Source organism: Ensifer sp. 22521 (genome assembly GCF_052044795.1).
Taxonomy (GTDB): domain Bacteria; phylum Pseudomonadota; class Alphaproteobacteria; order Rhizobiales; family Rhizobiaceae; genus Ensifer.
Genome location: NZ_JBQENM010000006.1, coordinates 296,142 through 312,657, shown reverse-complemented (window position 1 = coordinate 312,657; position 16,516 = coordinate 296,142). Strand labels below are relative to the sequence as shown.

Here is a 16,516-nt window from a genome sequence, read left to right as displayed (position 1 = left end):
GAACGAGCCGACCCTTCGCATCTCTCATGCACCAGGACACCGTGGGTAGGTCTGGTAGGGGTGAGATATGAATGCAGCATTGTTGACTTTACTTCGCCGTCTGGTGCGCAACGGCAATCTGACGGTGACTTTTTCTTCCGGCGAACAGGTCGTTCTGGGTGACGGCACCGGAAAACCGGCATCAATCCGCATCGTCGACGCGGAGGCGGAGAATGCGATCGTCCGGGACCCGGGCCTTCGCTTTGGTGAAATGTACATGGATGGGCGGGTCGTCATCGAAAGAGGTGACATTTTCGACGTGCTTTCGATCGTGAAGGCGAACGGCATCGAGAATGCGGCAAATGCCACCAACACGATCACAGGCCTGTGGCATGTGCTGCGCCAGCAGTTGGTGAGCCGCATGCCGGTCAATCGCAACCGGAACAACGTCGCCCATCACTACGATCTCGATCGCAATCTCTTCAACCTGTTCCTCGACGAGGACTGGCAATATTCCTGCGCCTATTTCCAGCCGCGGGGAATATCGCTCGACGCAGCACAGCTCGCCAAGAAGCGGCACATCGCCGCGAAGCTTCTGCTGGAGCCGGGGCAGAAGGTGCTGGAGGTCGGTTCCGGCTGGGGCGGGATGGCTATGTATCTGGCCGAATCCTCCGGAGTCGAAGTCACGGGCATCACGCTCAGCGAGGAGCAGCTGAAGGTTTCCCGTGATCGTGCCGCCAGGCGCGGGCTTTCCGATCGTGTCCGCTTCGAACTGCAGGACTACCGCACCCTTGAGGGCCGGCAGTTCGACCGCATCGTCTCCGTCGGCATGTTCGAGCATGTCGGCATCGGCAATTACGGAAATTTCTTCAACAAGATGAAGGAGTTGCTGCCGCCGGAAGGCGTCATGCTGCTGCATTCGATCGGCCAGGTCTACAAGCCCTGGGCGACCAACCCGTGGATCGAAAAGTACATCTTCCCCGGCGGTTATATTCCCGCTCTCTCCGAGGTTCTGCCGTCGGTCGAGCGTATGCGGCTGCTGGTGAAGGATGTCGAGATCCTGCCGATGCACTATGCCTGGACCTTGCGGGCCTGGCGGGAGCGTTTCGTCGCGCGCCGCGAAGAGGCGGTAAGGCTCTACGACGAACGCTTCTTCCGCATGTGGGAGTTCTACCTGGCGGCTTCCGAAACGGCCTTCCTCTACGACAAACACTTCATCTTCCAGCTTCAGCTCTCGCCTTCTCTCGATGCCGTGCCGGTCTCGCGCGGCTACATCGAGGAGCGGGAGCGGCAATTGATCGAGTTCGAGAAGCGTCGGCCGCCGCTCGAACCGGTCAACAATTGGGACGAGGCGCCGGCGGAAGAACACATCGAACCGGCTGCAATGGCGGTCTGATGCAAGGGCCATCCCTGTCGCTATAGGTCGACACGGGATGGCCATCCCCCATCTTCTGTGGAGTTCGGAATTTCCTCCGAAGGCCTTCACTTGGCCTCGAAGCCCTGCGCCTTTATGGTCGCCGACCAAACGACTGCCTGTTTCCGCGGATCATCTCCGATCCAAGGACAAAACGTGCAGTGCTTCCAAGCGCTGCAGGAAAGACGGAATTCCCATGGCCAACCCCGCTAAATCCATCGCCGCCATTATTGCCAGCGAAATCAAGGCAGCACCTTCGCAGGTTAAAGCCGCTGTCGAGCTGTTGGACGAGGGGGCAACGGTGCCGTTCATCGCGCGCTACCGCAAGGAAGTGACCGGCGGCCTAGACGATACGCAATTGCGTATGCTGTCGGAGCGGCTGACTTACTTGCGCGAACTCGAGGCGCGTCGGGCATCGATCCTCGAGTCGATCCGCGGGCAGGACAAGCTGACCGACGAACTGGAAGCCAAGATCGCCGCCGTCGAAACCAAGGCGGAACTCGAAGACATCTATCTGCCCTACAAGCCGAAGCGCCGCACCAAGGCTGAGATCGCCCGCGAGCGTGGCCTCGGGCCGCTGGCCGAAGCGATCCTTGCCGATCGCTCCATCGCGCCGGCCGATCGCGCAACGGCCTTCCTGACCGCCGAAGTGATTGATGTGAAGGCGGCGCTTGACGGCGCGCGCGACATCATCGCCGAAGGCATGACCGAAAACGCCGATCTGCTTGGCCGCCTTCGCAACCACATGAAAGGTGCCGCGTTCTTGCGTGCCAAGGTCGTCGACGGCAAGCAGGAGGCGGGCGCCAAGTTCTCCGACTATTTCGACCATTCCGAGCGTTGGGCGACGACGCCGGGTCACCGGGCGCTGGCGATGCTGCGCGGCTGGAACGAAGAGGTGCTCTCCGTCGATATCGTCGTCGACCAGGACGATACCTCACCGGTAAAGCCGGTCGAGCGCATGATCGCCGCCGCCTACAATGTCGGCGCCCATCTGCCGGGTGACAAATGGCTGGCCGAGATGATCGGCTGGACCTGGCGCGTGAAACTCTCCATGTCGCTGTCGCTCGACCTGATGCGCGAACTGCGCGAGCGCGCGGAAGAGGAGGCGATCCACGTCTTTGCCCGCAACCTCAAGGACCTGCTGCTTGCAGCACCCGCGGGATCGCGCGCTACGATGGGGCTCGATCCGGGCATCCGCACCGGCGTCAAGGTGGCAGTGGTCGACGGCACGGGCAAGCTGCTCGAAACCACGACCGTCTATCCGTTCCCGCCGAAGAACGACATCCGCGGCACGCAGGCCGAACTCGCTTCGCTCGTCCGCAAGCACAAGGTGGAACTGATCGCGATCGGCAACGGAACCGGCAGCCGTGAGACCGAAAAGCTCGTTGCCGACATGCTCCAGCAACTGCCGGCGCCGAAGCCGACCAAGGTCATCGTTTCCGAAGCCGGCGCCTCGGTTTACTCGGCATCTGAAACGGCCGCCCTGGAGTTCCCCGGCCTCGACGTTTCGCTGCGCGGTGCGGTCTCGATCGCCCGCCGCTTGCAGGACCCGCTGGCCGAGCTTGTGAAGATCGAGCCGAAGTCGATCGGCGTTGGCCAGTACCAGCACGACGTCGATCAGTCGAAGCTCAGCCGCTCGCTCGATGCGGTGGTGGAAGACGCGGTGAACGCCGTCGGCGTCGACGTCAACACGGCGTCGGCACCGCTGCTTGCCCGGGTGTCCGGCCTCGGCAAATCCTCGGCCGAGGCGATCGTCGCGCATCGTGACGCGACCGGGCCGTTTGGAAGCCGCAAGGAACTGTTGAAAGTGCCGCGCCTCGGCGCGCGCACGTTCGAACAGTGCGCAGGCTTCCTGCGCATCCCGAACGGCAAGGAGCCGCTCGATGCCTCCTCCGTCCATCCGGAAGCCTATGGCGTCGCCAAGAAGATCGTCGCCGCCTGCGGCCGCGACGTGCGCGCTCTGATGGGCGATAGTGCCGCCCTGAAGCAACTCGACCCACGGACCTTCGTGGACGAACGGTTTGGCTTGCCAACCGTCAAGGACATTCTCGCCGAACTCGAAAAGCCGGGCCGTGACCCGCGCCCGAGCTTCAAGACCGCGACCTTTGCCGAGGGCATCGACGACATCAAGGACCTGAAGGTCGGCATGCAGCTGGAGGGCACCGTCACCAACGTCGCGGCTTTTGGTGCCTTCGTCGACGTCGGCGTCCACCAGGATGGCCTCGTCCACCTGTCCCAACTCGCGGACCGTTTCATCAAGGACCCGCATGAAGTGGTGAAGGCCGGGGATGTCGTGACCGTTCGCGTCACCGAGGTGGATGTCGCCCGCAAGCGCATCGGCCTGACGATGCGGAAGGATGGTGGCGCTGAGTCAGGTCGCGAGGCCCGTGGCAGCGCACCGAACGGCGGCAACCGCGGCGCGCCCACGCGCCAGCAGAAGCCGCAAGCGCCGTCGCAGGGCGCCTTTGGTGCGGCCCTGATGGAGGCGATGAAGCGCAAATAGCCGCTTCGGCATCGGCTCTGCAGCGTCNCGCCTCCGGTGGATGGTCTATAAATTAGATAATTGTAATAATCGCGGCTTTCCGCCATACTCTCTTCATCGTGGCACCTGTGCTGTTGTGTAAGCAGTGTGCCAATGGAGCAGCCGGATCTACGGCGGAAAAGGTTAGCGGAAACTCCTCCTCCGCCGGGCATCCGGTGAAAGGAGTTGCGTGATGGTACGCAAGGCGATCCGCGGCTTGGCGCTGGCCGCCCTTCTGGCAGCCGGGGTGACGGCGCGCCCGGTCCCCGCAGTTTCGCAGGCCCCGATAAATTGCGCGAACCGATCCGAGGTGATCGAGTTTCTGGCGCGGCAGTATCGGGAAAAGCCAGCCGCGACGGCGCTCATCAATCCTCAGGCGATCCTGGAAGTCTATGCGGCCGACAACGGCAGCTGGACATTGATCGTCACGGACGTCAACGGCCGTAGCTGCGTCATCCTTGCCGGCAAGAGTTGGGAAGCTCTGCCGCCGCTGCCAGTTCCAAAAGCATAGTCGGCCCTCCCGCCAGCCGAAGCCCTCAGAGGGGCCGGCCGATGCTGGAATAGGCAAAGCCGTGCTTGGCAACCTCGTCCTGGCGGTAGATGTTCCTGAGGTCGACGAGAATAGGCGTCTTCATCGCGGATTTCAGGCGGCGGAAGTCAAGCGCGCGGAACTCGTTCCATTCCGTTACGATCACTAGCGCATCCGCTTCGTTGGCCGCCTCATAGGGATCGCTGGCATAGTCGATGCCGTCGATGATCTTCTTGGCGTTCTCCATGCCTTCCGGGTCGTAGCCGATAATGTGGGCGCCGGCATCCCGCAGCGTCTGCACGATGGCGATCGCCGGACTGTCGCGCATGTCGTCGGTGTTCGGCTTGAAGGTGAGGCCGAGGATCGCGATCTTGTGCCCGCGCACGTCGCCGCCGGCAGCCGCAATCACCTTGCGGCCCATTGCCCGCTTGCGGTTGTCGTTGATCGCAACCGTGGTCTCGACGAGCCGGACGGGCGCGTCATGGTCCTGCGCGGTCTTGACCAGTGCCAGCGTGTCCTTCGGGAAGCACGAGCCGCCATAGCCGGGGCCCGCATGCAGGAACTTCGAGCCGATGCGGCCATCGAGGCCGATGCCGCGGGCGACGTCCTGGACATTGGCGCCGACCTTTTCGCAGAGGTCGGCCATCTCGTTGATGAAGGTGATCTTCATCGCCAGGAAGGCATTGCCGGCATACTTGATCAGTTCGGAGGTGCGGCGTGACGTGAACACGAGCGGCGATTGGTTGAGATAGAGCGGCCGGTAAACCTCGGTCATGACGTCACGCGCCCGCGCATCATCGTCGACAACACCGATGACGATCCGGTCCGGCCGCTTGAAGTCCTCGATCGCCGCACCCTCGCGCAGGAATTCCGGATTGGAGACGACGGCGAAATCGGCGTCAGGATTGGTTTCGCGAATGATGCGCTCGACCTCATCGCCCGTGCCGACCGGAACGGTGGATTTGGTAACGATGACGGTGAACCCCCTGAGGTTCTCGGCGATCTCGCGGGCCGCTGCATACACGTAGGAGAGGTCGGCATGACCATCGCCGCGGCGGGAAGGGGTGCCGACCGCGATGAAAATGACGTCGCTGTCGGCGACGGCGGAAACGAGATCGGTCGTGAACGACAGTCGACCCGAGGCGACGTTGCTGGCCACCAGATGGTCGAGGCCGGGTTCGAAGATCGGAATACGGCCCTGCATCAGCGCGTCGATCTTGCTCTCATCCTTGTCGAGACAGACGACGTCGTGACCGAAATCCGCAAAACACACACCGGAAACGAGGCCTACATAACCGGCGCCGATCATTGTGATTTTCATAGGCTCTTTCCTTTGTTGTCTGGCGAGCTCTTGTCCGCGAACGCGGAAACCATGCTGGTTTGCACGTATCTATGCCTGCGAGGCCGAGGATCCGGCTTTCCCGCCAACATTGTAGTATTCCTCATACCAGGCGGCAAAGCGCGCCACGCCTTCTTCCACCGGGATTGAGGGTCTGAAATCTGTCAATGCCTCCAGAAGATCAGGGGAGGCATAGGTGCGCGGCACGTCGCCCTGCTGCATCGGCAGCATGTTGCGCAGTGCCGGCTTGCCGACGGCCTTCTCGACCGTTTCGACGAACGTCATCAGTTCGACCGGCTGGCCGCCGCCGACGTTGACGACACGGAACGGTCCTTGGCGCGAAAGCGTGTCCTCGGCCTTCTCGGATGGCACGCGGTTCTCTTCTGCCGGTGCCACGTGCGAGAGCCTGAGGATGCCTTCGACGAGGTCGTCGATATAGGTGAAGTCGCGGCTCATGCGGCCTTCGCCATAGATGTCGATCGGCTGTCCCTTGTGGATGGCGTCGACGAACTTGAACAGCGCCATATCGGGCCGCCCCCAGGGGCCATAGACCGTGAAGAAGCGGAAGGCGGTGGTTGGAACCTTGTAGAGATGGGCATAGCTATGCGCCATCAGTTCCATCGATTTCTTGGTGGCGGCATAGAGCGTCATCGGCTCATCGGCGCGATCGGTCTCCGCAAACGGGATCTTCTCGTTGGCGCCGTAGATCGAGGACGTCGAAGCGAGCATCAGATGCTTGGGGCCGAGTTCCCGCGCCAGCTCCAGGATGTTCCACGAGCCGATGAGGTTGGAATCGACATAGGCCTTGGGATTTTCAAGGCTGTATCGGACGCCGGCCTGGGCCGCGAGGTGGATGATGACCTCGGGCTCGGCAATTTCCGCCGCATGGTTGAGCGCCGCCCGATCCTCAAGCATGCCGACGACAGCCTTGAAGCCGTTCGAACGCGCCAGGATCTCATGCCGGCGCTGCTTCAGCGTCACGTCGTAATAGGGCGTCAGGCCGTCGAAGCCGACCACGAAATGTCCTTCGTCGATCAATCGCTTGGCGAGATGAAAGCCGATGAAGCCCGCGGTGCCGGTGATGAGGTAGCGCACGACCATGTCCCCAGATTGTGTTGTCAGGGCGTTCTTACGAAGAAAGCCGGGCAATGGAAAGTCGAAACCATCACTCCGACGGTTGGTCCAGCCCCTGCTGCAGGGCGGAGAGGACCGACATCGCGTGCCCCGCATATTGGCTGATCCAGCGGTCGTGAATGGCTTGGATCGGCAAAGCGTTCAGGTGGTTCCAGCGCTCGCGGCCCTCGCGGCGAACGAGCACGAGTTCGGCCTCTTCCAGCACCTTCAGATGCTGCATGACGGTGCAGCGATCGAGATTGTCGAATTGTTCGCAGAGCATGCCCGTCGTCTGCGGCGCGTGTTTCATGGCGTCGAGCATCTGGCGGCGCAGGCCGTTGGCCAAAGCTTTGAAAACGATGTCGTCTTTCGATACGGTTGACATGTTATGTTTTTATAACATATTCTGTTTGAGCTCAATAGGAGGAACATCAGATGCCCTTCGAATTCCGTGTGAATGGACGGATCGATCGCCCGGTCGCCCAGGTCTTCGATGCCGTCGTCAATCCGGATCAGCTCAGTCGCTATTTCGTCACCCTTGGCGGCATCAGCGGGCCGTTGGTCACCGGCGCTACGGTCAAATGGTGGGGGGAAGTGCCGGTCCAGGTCGAGGCGGTTGAGCAGAACGAGAGGATCGTTTTTCGCTGGGACGCCATGGTCGCCAAGGGCGAGGAGCCCTACCAGACCCGCGTGGAGATGCGTTTCCAGTCGCTGGATGACGGCGCCACTATGGTGACGATCGCCGAAAAGGGATGGCGCGAGAACGAGCAGGGGCAGAAGGGGTCTTATGTCAACTGCGAAGGCTGGTCGCAGATGCTTGCCTGCATGAAGGCCTGGCTCGAATACGGCATCAACCTGCGCCAGGGCTATTACCTCAGCGAACTCTCAGGCAAGCCGGCACTCGAGCCGCAAGCCTGAGCCAGCCGGCGCCCGGCATCCCGCTCCGAATGCGGGCGCGAAATTATCGGCAATCGAAACACAAACAATGAGCCGCGTCGGCAGGCGCCGGGCGGCAATAGGAGATTGCGTCATGACGAAAATTACAGGCGGCATCAATATCGCGGTGAAGGTTCCCTCGCATCAATACGAGGCAGTCGTCGCCTTCTATCGCGACACGGTCGGCCTCGAACCCATCGAAGAAAAGCTGCCGGCCATCGGCTTCAAGCTTGGGCCCAACCAACTCTGGATCGACGAGGCGCCGAACTACAGCCAGGCCGAGGTCTGGCTCGAACTCTTTACCGATGACCATGTGGGCGCGCTTGATCATCTCGCTGCCAGGGGCGTTGTGCGCTGTGATGCGGTGGAAGATCTCGGGGAAGGATTTCGCGGCGGCTGGATCATGAACCCGGCCAATATCGTGCACATGGTGCGGACACCGGACGCCTGGTAGGCGGCCGGCAGCCCGGGTAACGTCAATAGGCCGGGGGAAGGCCGCCATTGGCGACCGATGCCATTGGCACGCCCGCAGCCGGCTCGGTCATCGGCGGTTCCGCCTGCAGCACGACGACGCGCGAATCGAGCGGCACACGGCTGTAGAGATCGATGATATCTGGGTTGAAGAGACGGATGCAGCCGCTCGAGACGGCTTTGCCGACCGACCAGGCCTCGGTCGTGCCGTGGATGCGGAACAGCGTGTCGCGGCTGCCCTGGAAGAGATAGAGCGCGCGCGGCCCGAGCGGGTTGCGCACGCCCGGCTCCATGCCGCCGGCAAGCGGGCCGTAGCGCTCCGGCTCACGTTCGACCATGCTTTGTGTCGGCGTCCAGCGCGGCCATTCGGCTTTGCGCGCAATGCGGGCCTCACCCTCGAATTCCAGGCCGGCCTTGCCGACGCCGATGCCGTAGCGCATCGCCATGCCGCCATCCTGGACGAGGTAGAGGAAGCGGTTCTGGGTATCGATCACGATCGTGCCCGGCGGCTCGTGCGTCTGGTAGGCGACCTGCTGGCGGAGATAACGCTTGTCGACCTTGCTGATGTCGATCGCATCCAGCGGGAACTTTTCGTTGGGCAGCGGCCCGTACATCGCCACATAGTATGGATCCGGTCCCTTCGGTTTGGCCGGCCCCGACGTGGTGACGCAACTGGCGAGCGTCGAGGTGGCGAGAAGAAGGGCGAAGAGCTGCGCCAGGCGACCGGCGCTGTTCCGGGACACACACATAATGAAATTTATTATCCTGCTGATTGTCATTTTGGGCGGGAGGCACGGCTTTTGCCGCTCTTCCGTTCTAATGTCAAAGACGGCGTCGGGGCGGCGACAGCATGTCGCAAATGAGGCAACCAGTGAGTGTGGCCGAAAGGCGACAATCGGCCGTGTCACGCTGGCTATCGCAACTTCGCTTGATCCGCTTTCGACCGCGGGTGTATGCCATATCCATGCAATGGAGCGATCAGGCCATTATTCTCGGCATACGACGGCACGGCGAAAGCTCTGCCATCGTGGAGGTCATGAGCGCCACCCACGGCCGGCATCTCGGCATGGTGCGCTCGGGCCGCTCGCGCATCATGCAGCCGGTGTTGCAGCCGGGCAATTCGGTGGAAGTCACCTGGCGCGCGCGGCTTGACGAGCATATGGGCGAATTCCGCATCGAGCCGGTGGAGCTGCGGGCCGCGCGGCTGATGGAAACGGCAACCTCGGTCTATGGCATTCAGGCGCTCGGAGCACTCCTGCGGCTGCTGCCTGAGCGTGACCCGCATCCGCATCTCTACGAGGCGCTCACCGTCATCGTCGATCATCTCGCCGATCCGGCCGATGCCGGAGAATTGTTCGTGCGCTTCGAGCTCGCGGTTCTCAACGATCTCGGCTTCGGGCTCGATCTGACGGAATGTGTGGCAACCGGCGCCCGCACCGAGCTTGTCTATGTGTCGCCGAAATCGGGCAGGGCGGTTTGCCGCTCGGCCGGGGAGCGTTATGCGGACCGCATGCTGGCGCTGCCGGATTTCCTTTCCGCCGAAGCGCGCCGAGCTGCCGATCACGACAGCCTTGCCGCCGCTTTCCGCCTGACCGCCTTCTTCCTCCACCGCCATGTCTATGAGCCGCGCGGCCTCGACGTTTCTTCCGCGCGCGACGGCTTCGTCCATGCGGCACTCAAAGCGCTGAAAGCGCAATCCTCAGTCGCCTGATCCCCAGGAGTTATCAATGTATCAAGAACTTTATCCCGGCATGTCCGTATCCGGTATCGGCGTGCTGTCGCTCGACCGCGTCGCCCGCGACGGCGGTCTCAAGGCGATGCAGGACTTGCTGAGCGGCGAGCTGCCGGCGCCGCCGATGTCGAAGACACTGAAGTTCGGACTGAGCGAAGTCGAAGACGGCCGGGTGGTCTTCAAGGGATTTCCGACCGAGGAACATCTCAATCCGCTCGGCACGGTGCATGGCGGATGGACGGCGACGATCATGGACTCGGCGCTCGGCTGCGCGGTTTTCACCACGGTGAAACCCGGCGAGGCCTATACGACTGTCGAATTCAAGGTCAACCTCGTCCGGCCGTTGCTGCCGGGCATGGGCGAGGTTTTCTGCGAGGGGCGCATCGTGCATCGCGGCCGAACGATTGCGACTTCGGAAGCCTGGCTTCGCGATGGAAACGGCAAGCTGCTGGCCCACGGCACCGAAACCTGCGCGATCTTCCCGATCGACAATCTGCGGCGTTAAAAGCAATTTCAGGAAAAGTGCGAAGCGGTTTTCCGTCCGGAATTGCGTCGCTTCAAATACAATTCCAGGAAAAGTGCGAAGCGGTTTCCGTCCGGAATTGCGGCGTGAAAACAACTCCAGAAACAAACGCCGCGCGACAGTGCGCGGCGTTCTTCTTTGCGATCGCAGCTCTTGTCAGCCGATACGGCCGCCGCCCTGCTTGGTCACCGCAACGACGGCCGGGCGCACCGGCATATCGTCCTTGAAATCAGGCCAGCGGGTCGCCGGCGTCTCGTAGGTGGCAAGACCGGCGTCGCCCGGATGCTGGACGGCCAGGAAGAAGGTGTCCGACGTCGGGTTGAAGCACGGGCCGCACATTTCCGCGCCAACCGGCACGCGGAAGAAGAGCTTCGACGTGCCGCGGGCACTGCCGTCCGTGTCGATCGCCCAGATGCCGTCGGTCCGGCCGGTTTCCTTCTGGTTGTTGCCGTCGGTCGAAACCCAGAGGCGGCCGTCGGTGTCGATGGCGCAGTTGTCGGGCATGCCAAACCAGCCGTTCTTGGTGGTCGCCGTCGAGAACGAAGCGCCGACCTCGGCAACAGCAGGATCGCCGCACTTCAGCAGCACGTCCCAGCGGCTCTTGAGCGACGCGAAGTCGCCGTCGGTTTCGGTGATCTCGACGATGTGGCCAAAAGCGTTCTTGGCGCGCGGGTTGGCGGCGTCGACTTCTTCTGCCTTGCGCTTGGTGTTGTTGGTCAGCATCACGTAGACCTTGCCCGTCCTAGGGTTCGGCTGAACGTCCTCCGGGCGATCCATCTTGGTGGCACCGAGCGCGTCGGCGGCGAAGCGGGTGTTGATCAGCACGTCCGCCTGCGAGGCGAAGCCGTTGGCTTCGGTCAGCGGGCCTTCGCCGTGGGTAAGCGGCATCCAGGTGACGGTGCCGTCCTCGTCGAACTTGGCGACATAGAGCGTGCCTTCGTCGAAGAGGTCCATGTTGGCGGCGCGATCATCAGGGTTGAAGGTGCCCTTGGTCACGAACTTGTAGACGTAGTCGTAACGTTCGTCGTCGCCGGAATAGAGCACGACGCGCCCGTCCTTGTTGACAATCGATTCACAGCCTTCGTGCTTGTAGCGGCCGAGTGCGGTGCGCTTCTTCGGTACCGAGGTCGGATCCAGCGCGTCGACCTCGACGATCCAGCCGAAGCGATTGGCTTCGTTCGGTTCCTTGGAGACGTCGAAACGGTCGTAGAAGGAGGCCCATTCGTACTGGCCGCCCGGTGCGCCCAGGCGCTTGAGCTGCTTGTACTCCGGGTGGTCTTCGGCGAGCTCGCCGCCGAAATAGCCGTTGAAGTTTTCTTCGGCCATCATGTAGGTGCCCCAGGCGGTGACCCCGCCGGCGCAATTGTTGATCGTGCCGAACACCTTCTTTCCCGTCGGGTCGGACGGCGTCTTCAGGCGGTCATGACCGGCGGCCGGCCCGGTGATCTGCATCTCGGTGTTGACCGTGATGCGGCGATTGTTCTTGCCGTCGAGAACCGGCTGCCACTTGCCGTCGACCTTGCGGATCTCGATGATCGTGCCGCCATGGGCGGCCATTTCGATGTCGACCAGTTTCTTGGTGTACTCACCGAGAACGACCTTCTCTTCCTCGACTTCCTTGCCGTCCTTCGTCACCTTTTCCTTCACGACGCTGGCGAAGGCCGGGAACATCAGCTCGGCATTGGTATATTCGTGGTTGACGACCAGGAGGCCATGGTCGGCGCTGCCCTCAAGCGGAATGAAGCCGACATAGTCGTTGTTGTAGCCGAACAGCTTTTCCTGGGCGGCGGCCGTCTGGTTCTTCGGGTCGAACTCCGGGCTATCCGCGAAGATCTTGTCGCCCCAGCGCAGCAGGATGTCGGCATCATAACCTTCGGCGACATGGTGCTTCTCGTCGACGCCGGCTTCGATCTCGGTGAAGTCGAAGCGCGAACCTTCCTCGGCGCGTGCTTCTTCTGCAGTCAGGAGAGCCAGTGGGCTGACCGTCGTCGAAATCGCGGCAACGGCGAGCGAGCCGCCGATGAACGAGCGGCGCGAGAAACGGCGATGGATGATGTCGCCCATCGTCGGGTTGGTGGAACAGTTGTGGCCAATGTCTTCCAGCTCTTCCCTGCGTTCCGTCAGCGTCTTGAATTCGGTCTCTTCCGTCTGGCCGAGATGCTTGTCCATGATCGGGTCTCCTGGTTGAACGATGGAAACCACCGCGCCGAGACAGCGGTGTTCATCCGCCTGTATCAGTTGCTCGGTGACAGTTCTGCGACAATTCCGTGAAGAGATTACAGTGCTCGGCCGTCTATTGCATGTTTCCTTGAATCGTCACCGATTTAAGGAAACATGCCGCAATGCTGAGTGCTACAGCGACCTTTGTGCGTCTGATAAGACGCGCGGCGCTGTAGAGATTTGGCGAGCGTACAAAAGTTTGTATGGTTGCGCCGAGCACGCCGGTGCGACCGTCAGGGGAATACATGTTCGAACTCTTTGCTTTTCTTGCCTTTATCCTCGCTCTTTCCGCCTTTGCCGGCGGTCGCAAGACGGCCGAGCGGCTGGGGGCCGAAATCGCCGCGCTGAAGGCGGAGGTCGCGAGGCTGAAGACCTCGTCGGGCGAAGGCGTTCAGGCCGAAGCGACGACCGAAGACCTCGCCGCCGCGCCCGAATTGCCGGTGGAACCGGACACGGTCGAGGAGGCTGCGATCGGCTTGACCGCCGGCGCGCGCGAGGGTGCCCGGATCTTCGGCGACGCGGAGAACGCGGCGGAAGACATCGAGGGTGGCGAGACCATTGCCGCCAGCACCGAAACGCCACAGCCGGTTCCGGCTGCGGCCCGTCAGACCGAAAGCCTGGAAAGCCGCCTCGGCGCGCGTTGGGCGGTCTGGGTCGGTGGCATTGCGCTCGCGCTCGGCGGCGTCTTCATGGTCAAGTATTCGATTGATGCCGGCCTCCTGAGCCCGGCGGTTCGCCTGACGCTTGCCGCCCTGTTCGGTCTCTTGCTGATGGCAGCAGGGGAGGTCATTCGCAGGCGCGCGGTGCCTGTCATCGCCAATGAGTTCCAAAATGCGATGATCCCCGGCATCCTGACGGCGGCCGGCGCCGTCACCCTGTTCGGTGTCGCCTATGCCGCCTATGGCATCTACGGCTATATCGGCACGGGCGCGGCATTCGTTCTGCTGGCCGCGATCTCGCTGGCGACCGTTGGTCTGTCGCTGCTGCATGGGCAGGCGCTCGCCGGCCTCGGCCTGCTTGCCTCGCTCGCAACCCCGGCACTCGTCTCGAGCGACGAACCGCGCCCCTGGGTCCTCTTCGGTTTCCTCTCGGTAGTCTGGCTTGCGACTTTGCTCGCGTCGCGGCTGCGGACTTGGACGGTAGTGCCGACCCTTGCCAACGTCGGCATCGGGCTTTGGGGGCTTGCCTATATCACTGCGGCCTCGCCATTCGAACCGCTGCCGGTCGCCTTTGCGCTGTTGGTGATGATCGTCGGCATCGGCCTCGTCTGGCCAGGTGCTACGGAAGCTGCACCCGCGCCCGAAGTCCCTGAGGGTGCGCAGCGACGCGGTGCCATTGCCGGACCATGGGAAAGGCTGTTTATCCCGCCGCATGCGGCAATCTCCATTTCCGCGGCCATCGCCGCCACGGTGCTTGCGCTCCTTCTGATCAGCCCGGCGGTTTCCGCGGCGACGTATCCGGTGACGGAGTTTGCCGTTGTCATTGCTGTCCTCGCTGCCTTGGGAGCCTGGCGAGCGACGGCGGTCTATCCCGCCGTACTTTCCGCCGTCGGCGCAGTCGCCGGCGTCTGGAGCCTGACGGCGCTGAGTGGCGTGCTCGCCTATCTCGATCCCTCGCTTGCCGACGCTCTGCCGACGATCGTGCTGCCTGGCCGCACCGCCATGATCACGGCAATGCTGCTTGCGGCGCTGTTCGTGTTGCTCGGCGGCTTCGTGCTATCGCGCCGCCTCGTCACCCATCCGCATTATTCGACCCTTTGGGCCGGCATCGCCGCGGTTGTCCCGATCGCCCTGACGGCGATGTCGTTCCTGATGACCGGCAACTATGCCTTCGATCTGCCGCACGGCCTGTTCTCGCTCTTCGCCGGAGCCGCGCTGCTCGCGTTAGTGGACTGGCTTTACCGCCGCGGCGGCGAGGCGGAGGCGCGCGATATCACGGCTGGATTACTGGTCGCCGGTTCGTTCGCGTTCTTTGTCCTTGCCCTTCATGCCTGGACCGATGGGCTCGTCACCACACTTGCGATTGCCGTGCTCGGAACAGCCTATGCGCTCGCGACACGCATCCGCACCTGGCCGATCCTGCCCTGGATGACCGGTGCTGCGGCTGTGGTCGTTCTCGGGCGCATCGCCTGGGAGCCGACGATCGTCGGTGCTGGCAATCTCGGCACCACGCCTGTCTTCAACGCGCTCCTGCCGGGCTACGGCATTCCCGCCGCGCTCCTCGCCGGCTCCGCCTATTTCCTGAGATCCTGGTCGAACACACGGGTACGCAACCTCCTGCAGGCGCTCGCCAGTCTCTTCGTGCTCTTGACGCTCGCGATCCTCGTGCGTCACGCGATGAACGGCGGCGTGCTCGACAGCGCTGTGCCGACGCTCGGCGAGCAGTCGATCTACACGCTGCTGGCGATCGGCGCCTCGGCGATCTTCATGAGCCTCGACATGAAGTCGCCGAGCCCGGTCTTCCGCTATGGCGGCATGGGCCTCGGCGTACTTTCGATGTTGTCGGTGCTTTCGGCGCATCTCCTCGGCCTCAACCCTTACTTCAGCGGCGAGCTTCTCGGTCATATCCCGTTCTTCGATCTCCTGCTGATCGGCTATCTGCTACCGGGGCTCGGCTATGCGGGGCTGGCCTGGTATGCGCGTGACAAGCGGCCGTTGCCCTATGTCATGGCGCTTGCGGTCAGCGGCGCTGTGCTGGCCTTCGCCTGGGCGAGCCTCACGGTCCGCCGTGCATGGCAGGGGGAAAACATCGCGGATTGGAAGGGTTTCCTGCAGGGGGAGACCTACACCTATTCGGTTGTCTGGCTGCTGCTGGGCGTGTTGCTGCTCGTGCTCGGTTCGCGTTTCCATGCCAAGAGCATTCGCATCGCTTCGGCCGTTCTCGTCTTCGTCGCTGTCCTGAAGGTGTTCCTGATCGACATGTCCAACCTCGAAGGTTTCCTGCGGGCCCTGTCCTTCATCGGCCTTGGCGGGGTATTGATCGGGATAGGGCTCTTCTATCAGAAGATCCTGTCCGGTGTCGGCGTCGCATCGACGGCGCCGACAGATCCTGCCGAACAGCAATAGGACGTCATGACACATATTTCGAAACTGGCGGCAGCCTTCGCGCCGCATGAGGATCTCGCCGCGGTGCTGCTGCCGCATGCCTTTGCCGCCGATGACGGCTCGCATGATGCCGCGCATCTGATCCGCGTCTGGAAGAATGCTGCGCGCATCCACGCGGAGGAGGGCGGCGATACGCGTTCGCTCGCCGCCGCCGTCCTGCTCCATGATTGCGTCTCGGTCGAGAAGAACTCGCCCTTGCGCACCCAGGCATCACGTCTGGCGGCGGAGAAGGCGACCGGCATTCTGCAGGAACTCGGCTGGGGTACGGGAGAGACCGGCGCCGTGGCGCACGCCATCCTGACCCACAGCTTCTCCGCCAACATTGCACCGGAGACGCTGGAGGCGAGGATTCTTCAGGATGCCGACCGGCTGGATGCGATCGGTATGGTCGGCGCCGCCCGCTGCTTCTATATCGCCGGGCGCATGGGCAGCGGTCTCTATGACCCGCTCGATCCGCTGGCGGAGGCAAGGGAACTCGATGACAAGGCGTTCGCCATCGATCATTTCGAGACCAAGCTGTTCCGGTTGGCCGATGGCTTCAAGACCGAAGCTGGCCGCCGATTGGCGGCGGAGCGCGAGGAGCGCCTGCGCGACGTGCTTGCCATGATGCTCGATGAAATCTAATTCTTTCAAGA

Annotated in this window: 14 protein-coding genes; 9 read left to right on the top strand and 5 right to left on the bottom strand. The window is 62.7% G+C overall.

Annotated elements, in window-relative coordinates; genetic code table 11:
• Positions 1-67 precede the first annotated feature (67 nt).
• The 3 genes from ACTJKE_RS11295 (at position 68) to ACTJKE_RS11285 (ending at position 4,425) form a co-directional block, all read left to right on the top strand.
• Positions 68-1,375 (top strand): class I SAM-dependent methyltransferase, encoded by a 1,308-nt coding sequence (locus ACTJKE_RS11295; protein WP_440691835.1) that lies wholly within the window; start codon positions 68-70, stop codon positions 1,373-1,375.
• Between the two features lie 214 nt (positions 1,376-1,589).
• Complete coding sequence (locus ACTJKE_RS11290; RefSeq protein ID WP_440660091.1) at positions 1,590-3,896, top strand: Tex family protein; 2,307 nt, start codon at positions 1,590-1,592, stop codon at positions 3,894-3,896.
• A gap of 211 nt (positions 3,897-4,107) precedes the next feature.
• Complete coding sequence (locus tag ACTJKE_RS11285; protein WP_058329453.1) at positions 4,108-4,425, top strand: hypothetical protein; 318 nt, start codon at positions 4,108-4,110, stop codon at positions 4,423-4,425.
• A gap of 25 nt (positions 4,426-4,450) precedes the next feature.
• Here the strand turns inward: ACTJKE_RS11285 and rkpK are convergent, their stop codons facing one another.
• The 3 genes from rkpK to ACTJKE_RS11270 all read right to left on the bottom strand — a co-directional run bounded on the left by rkpK (position 4,451) and on the right by ACTJKE_RS11270 (position 7,280).
• Positions 4,451-5,764 (bottom strand): UDP-glucose 6-dehydrogenase, encoded by a 1,314-nt coding sequence (gene rkpK / locus ACTJKE_RS11280; protein WP_058329452.1) that lies wholly within the window; start codon positions 5,762-5,764, stop codon positions 4,451-4,453.
• Between the two features lie 69 nt (positions 5,765-5,833).
• On the bottom strand, positions 5,834-6,877 hold the full coding sequence (locus tag ACTJKE_RS11275; protein ID WP_058329477.1) for an NAD-dependent epimerase: 1,044 nt from the start codon (positions 6,875-6,877) through the stop codon (positions 5,834-5,836).
• A gap of 70 nt (positions 6,878-6,947) precedes the next feature.
• Positions 6,948-7,280 carry an ArsR/SmtB family transcription factor gene (locus tag ACTJKE_RS11270; protein WP_058329451.1) on the bottom strand — a complete coding sequence of 111 codons (333 nt, stop codon included), beginning with the start codon at positions 7,278-7,280 and terminating at the stop codon, positions 6,948-6,950.
• A gap of 50 nt (positions 7,281-7,330) precedes the next feature.
• Here ACTJKE_RS11270 and ACTJKE_RS11265 point away from each other — a divergent pair, with 50 nt between their 5' ends.
• Together ACTJKE_RS11265 and ACTJKE_RS11260 are read left to right on the top strand one after the other, a co-directional pair.
• A complete protein-coding gene (locus ACTJKE_RS11265; RefSeq protein WP_058329450.1) occupies positions 7,331-7,813 on the top strand; it encodes an SRPBCC domain-containing protein in 483 nt (160 codons plus the stop codon).
• Between the two features lie 112 nt (positions 7,814-7,925).
• Positions 7,926-8,285, top strand: coding sequence for a hypothetical protein (locus tag ACTJKE_RS11260; RefSeq protein ID WP_057252792.1), 360 nt, complete (start codon positions 7,926-7,928; stop codon positions 8,283-8,285).
• 22 nt (positions 8,286-8,307) lie between these two features.
• Here the strand turns inward: ACTJKE_RS11260 and ACTJKE_RS11255 are convergent, their stop codons facing one another.
• On the bottom strand, positions 8,308-9,051 hold the full coding sequence (locus ACTJKE_RS11255; RefSeq protein WP_058329449.1) for a L,D-transpeptidase: 744 nt from the start codon (positions 9,049-9,051) through the stop codon (positions 8,308-8,310).
• A 215-nt stretch (positions 9,052-9,266) separates the two neighbouring features.
• Between ACTJKE_RS11255 and recO the strand changes: the two genes are divergently transcribed.
• Positions 9,267-10,013, top strand: coding sequence for a DNA repair protein RecO (gene recO / locus ACTJKE_RS11250; protein WP_058329448.1), 747 nt, complete (start codon positions 9,267-9,269; stop codon positions 10,011-10,013).
• 16 nt (positions 10,014-10,029) lie between these two features.
• Positions 10,030-10,539, top strand: coding sequence for a PaaI family thioesterase (locus tag ACTJKE_RS11245; RefSeq protein WP_058320258.1), 510 nt, complete (start codon positions 10,030-10,032; stop codon positions 10,537-10,539).
• 174 nt (positions 10,540-10,713) lie between these two features.
• Here the strand turns inward: ACTJKE_RS11245 and ACTJKE_RS11240 are convergent, their stop codons facing one another.
• Positions 10,714-12,726 (bottom strand): PhoX family protein, encoded by a 2,013-nt coding sequence (locus tag ACTJKE_RS11240; RefSeq protein WP_058329447.1) that lies wholly within the window; start codon positions 12,724-12,726, stop codon positions 10,714-10,716.
• A gap of 296 nt (positions 12,727-13,022) precedes the next feature.
• On the opposite strand from ACTJKE_RS11240, the gene ACTJKE_RS11235 reads away from it, so the two are divergent.
• Both ACTJKE_RS11235 and ACTJKE_RS11230 read left to right on the top strand, forming a co-directional pair.
• Positions 13,023-15,842: a DUF2339 domain-containing protein gene (locus tag ACTJKE_RS11235; protein ID WP_058329446.1), complete on the top strand. Its 2,820-nt coding sequence runs from the start codon at positions 13,023-13,025 to the stop codon at positions 15,840-15,842.
• A gap of 6 nt (positions 15,843-15,848) precedes the next feature.
• Complete coding sequence (locus ACTJKE_RS11230; RefSeq protein WP_057252781.1) at positions 15,849-16,505, top strand: HD domain-containing protein; 657 nt, start codon at positions 15,849-15,851, stop codon at positions 16,503-16,505.
• Positions 16,506-16,516 lie beyond the last annotated feature (11 nt).

Excerpts from the sequence above, each read along its gene's own strand:
- ACTJKE_RS11255 (WP_058329449.1), bottom strand. The coding sequence starts at position 9,051 with ATGTGTGTGTCCCGGAACAGCGCCGGTCGCCTGGCGCAGCTCTTCGCC.
- ACTJKE_RS11290 (WP_440660091.1), top strand. The coding sequence starts at position 1,590 with ATGGCCAACCCCGCTAAATCCATCGCCGCCATTATTGCCAGCGAAATC.
- rkpK (WP_058329452.1), bottom strand. The coding sequence starts at position 5,764 with ATGAAAATCACAATGATCGGCGCCGGTTATGTAGGCCTCGTTTCCGGT.
- ACTJKE_RS11285 (WP_058329453.1), top strand. The coding sequence starts at position 4,108 with ATGGTACGCAAGGCGATCCGCGGCTTGGCGCTGGCCGCCCTTCTGGCA.
- ACTJKE_RS11295 (WP_440691835.1), top strand. The coding sequence starts at position 68 with ATGAATGCAGCATTGTTGACTTTACTTCGCCGTCTGGTGCGCAACGGC.
- ACTJKE_RS11270 (WP_058329451.1), bottom strand. The coding sequence starts at position 7,280 with ATGTCAACCGTATCGAAAGACGACATCGTTTTCAAAGCTTTGGCCAAC.
- ACTJKE_RS11230 (WP_057252781.1), top strand. The coding sequence starts at position 15,849 with ATGACACATATTTCGAAACTGGCGGCAGCCTTCGCGCCGCATGAGGAT.
- ACTJKE_RS11235 (WP_058329446.1), top strand. The coding sequence starts at position 13,023 with ATGTTCGAACTCTTTGCTTTTCTTGCCTTTATCCTCGCTCTTTCCGCC.
- ACTJKE_RS11240 (WP_058329447.1), bottom strand. The coding sequence starts at position 12,726 with ATGGACAAGCATCTCGGCCAGACGGAAGAGACCGAATTCAAGACGCTG.
- ACTJKE_RS11245 (WP_058320258.1), top strand. The coding sequence starts at position 10,030 with ATGTATCAAGAACTTTATCCCGGCATGTCCGTATCCGGTATCGGCGTG.
- recO (WP_058329448.1), top strand. The coding sequence starts at position 9,267 with ATGCAATGGAGCGATCAGGCCATTATTCTCGGCATACGACGGCACGGC.
- ACTJKE_RS11260 (WP_057252792.1), top strand. The coding sequence starts at position 7,926 with ATGACGAAAATTACAGGCGGCATCAATATCGCGGTGAAGGTTCCCTCG.
- ACTJKE_RS11265 (WP_058329450.1), top strand. The coding sequence starts at position 7,331 with ATGCCCTTCGAATTCCGTGTGAATGGACGGATCGATCGCCCGGTCGCC.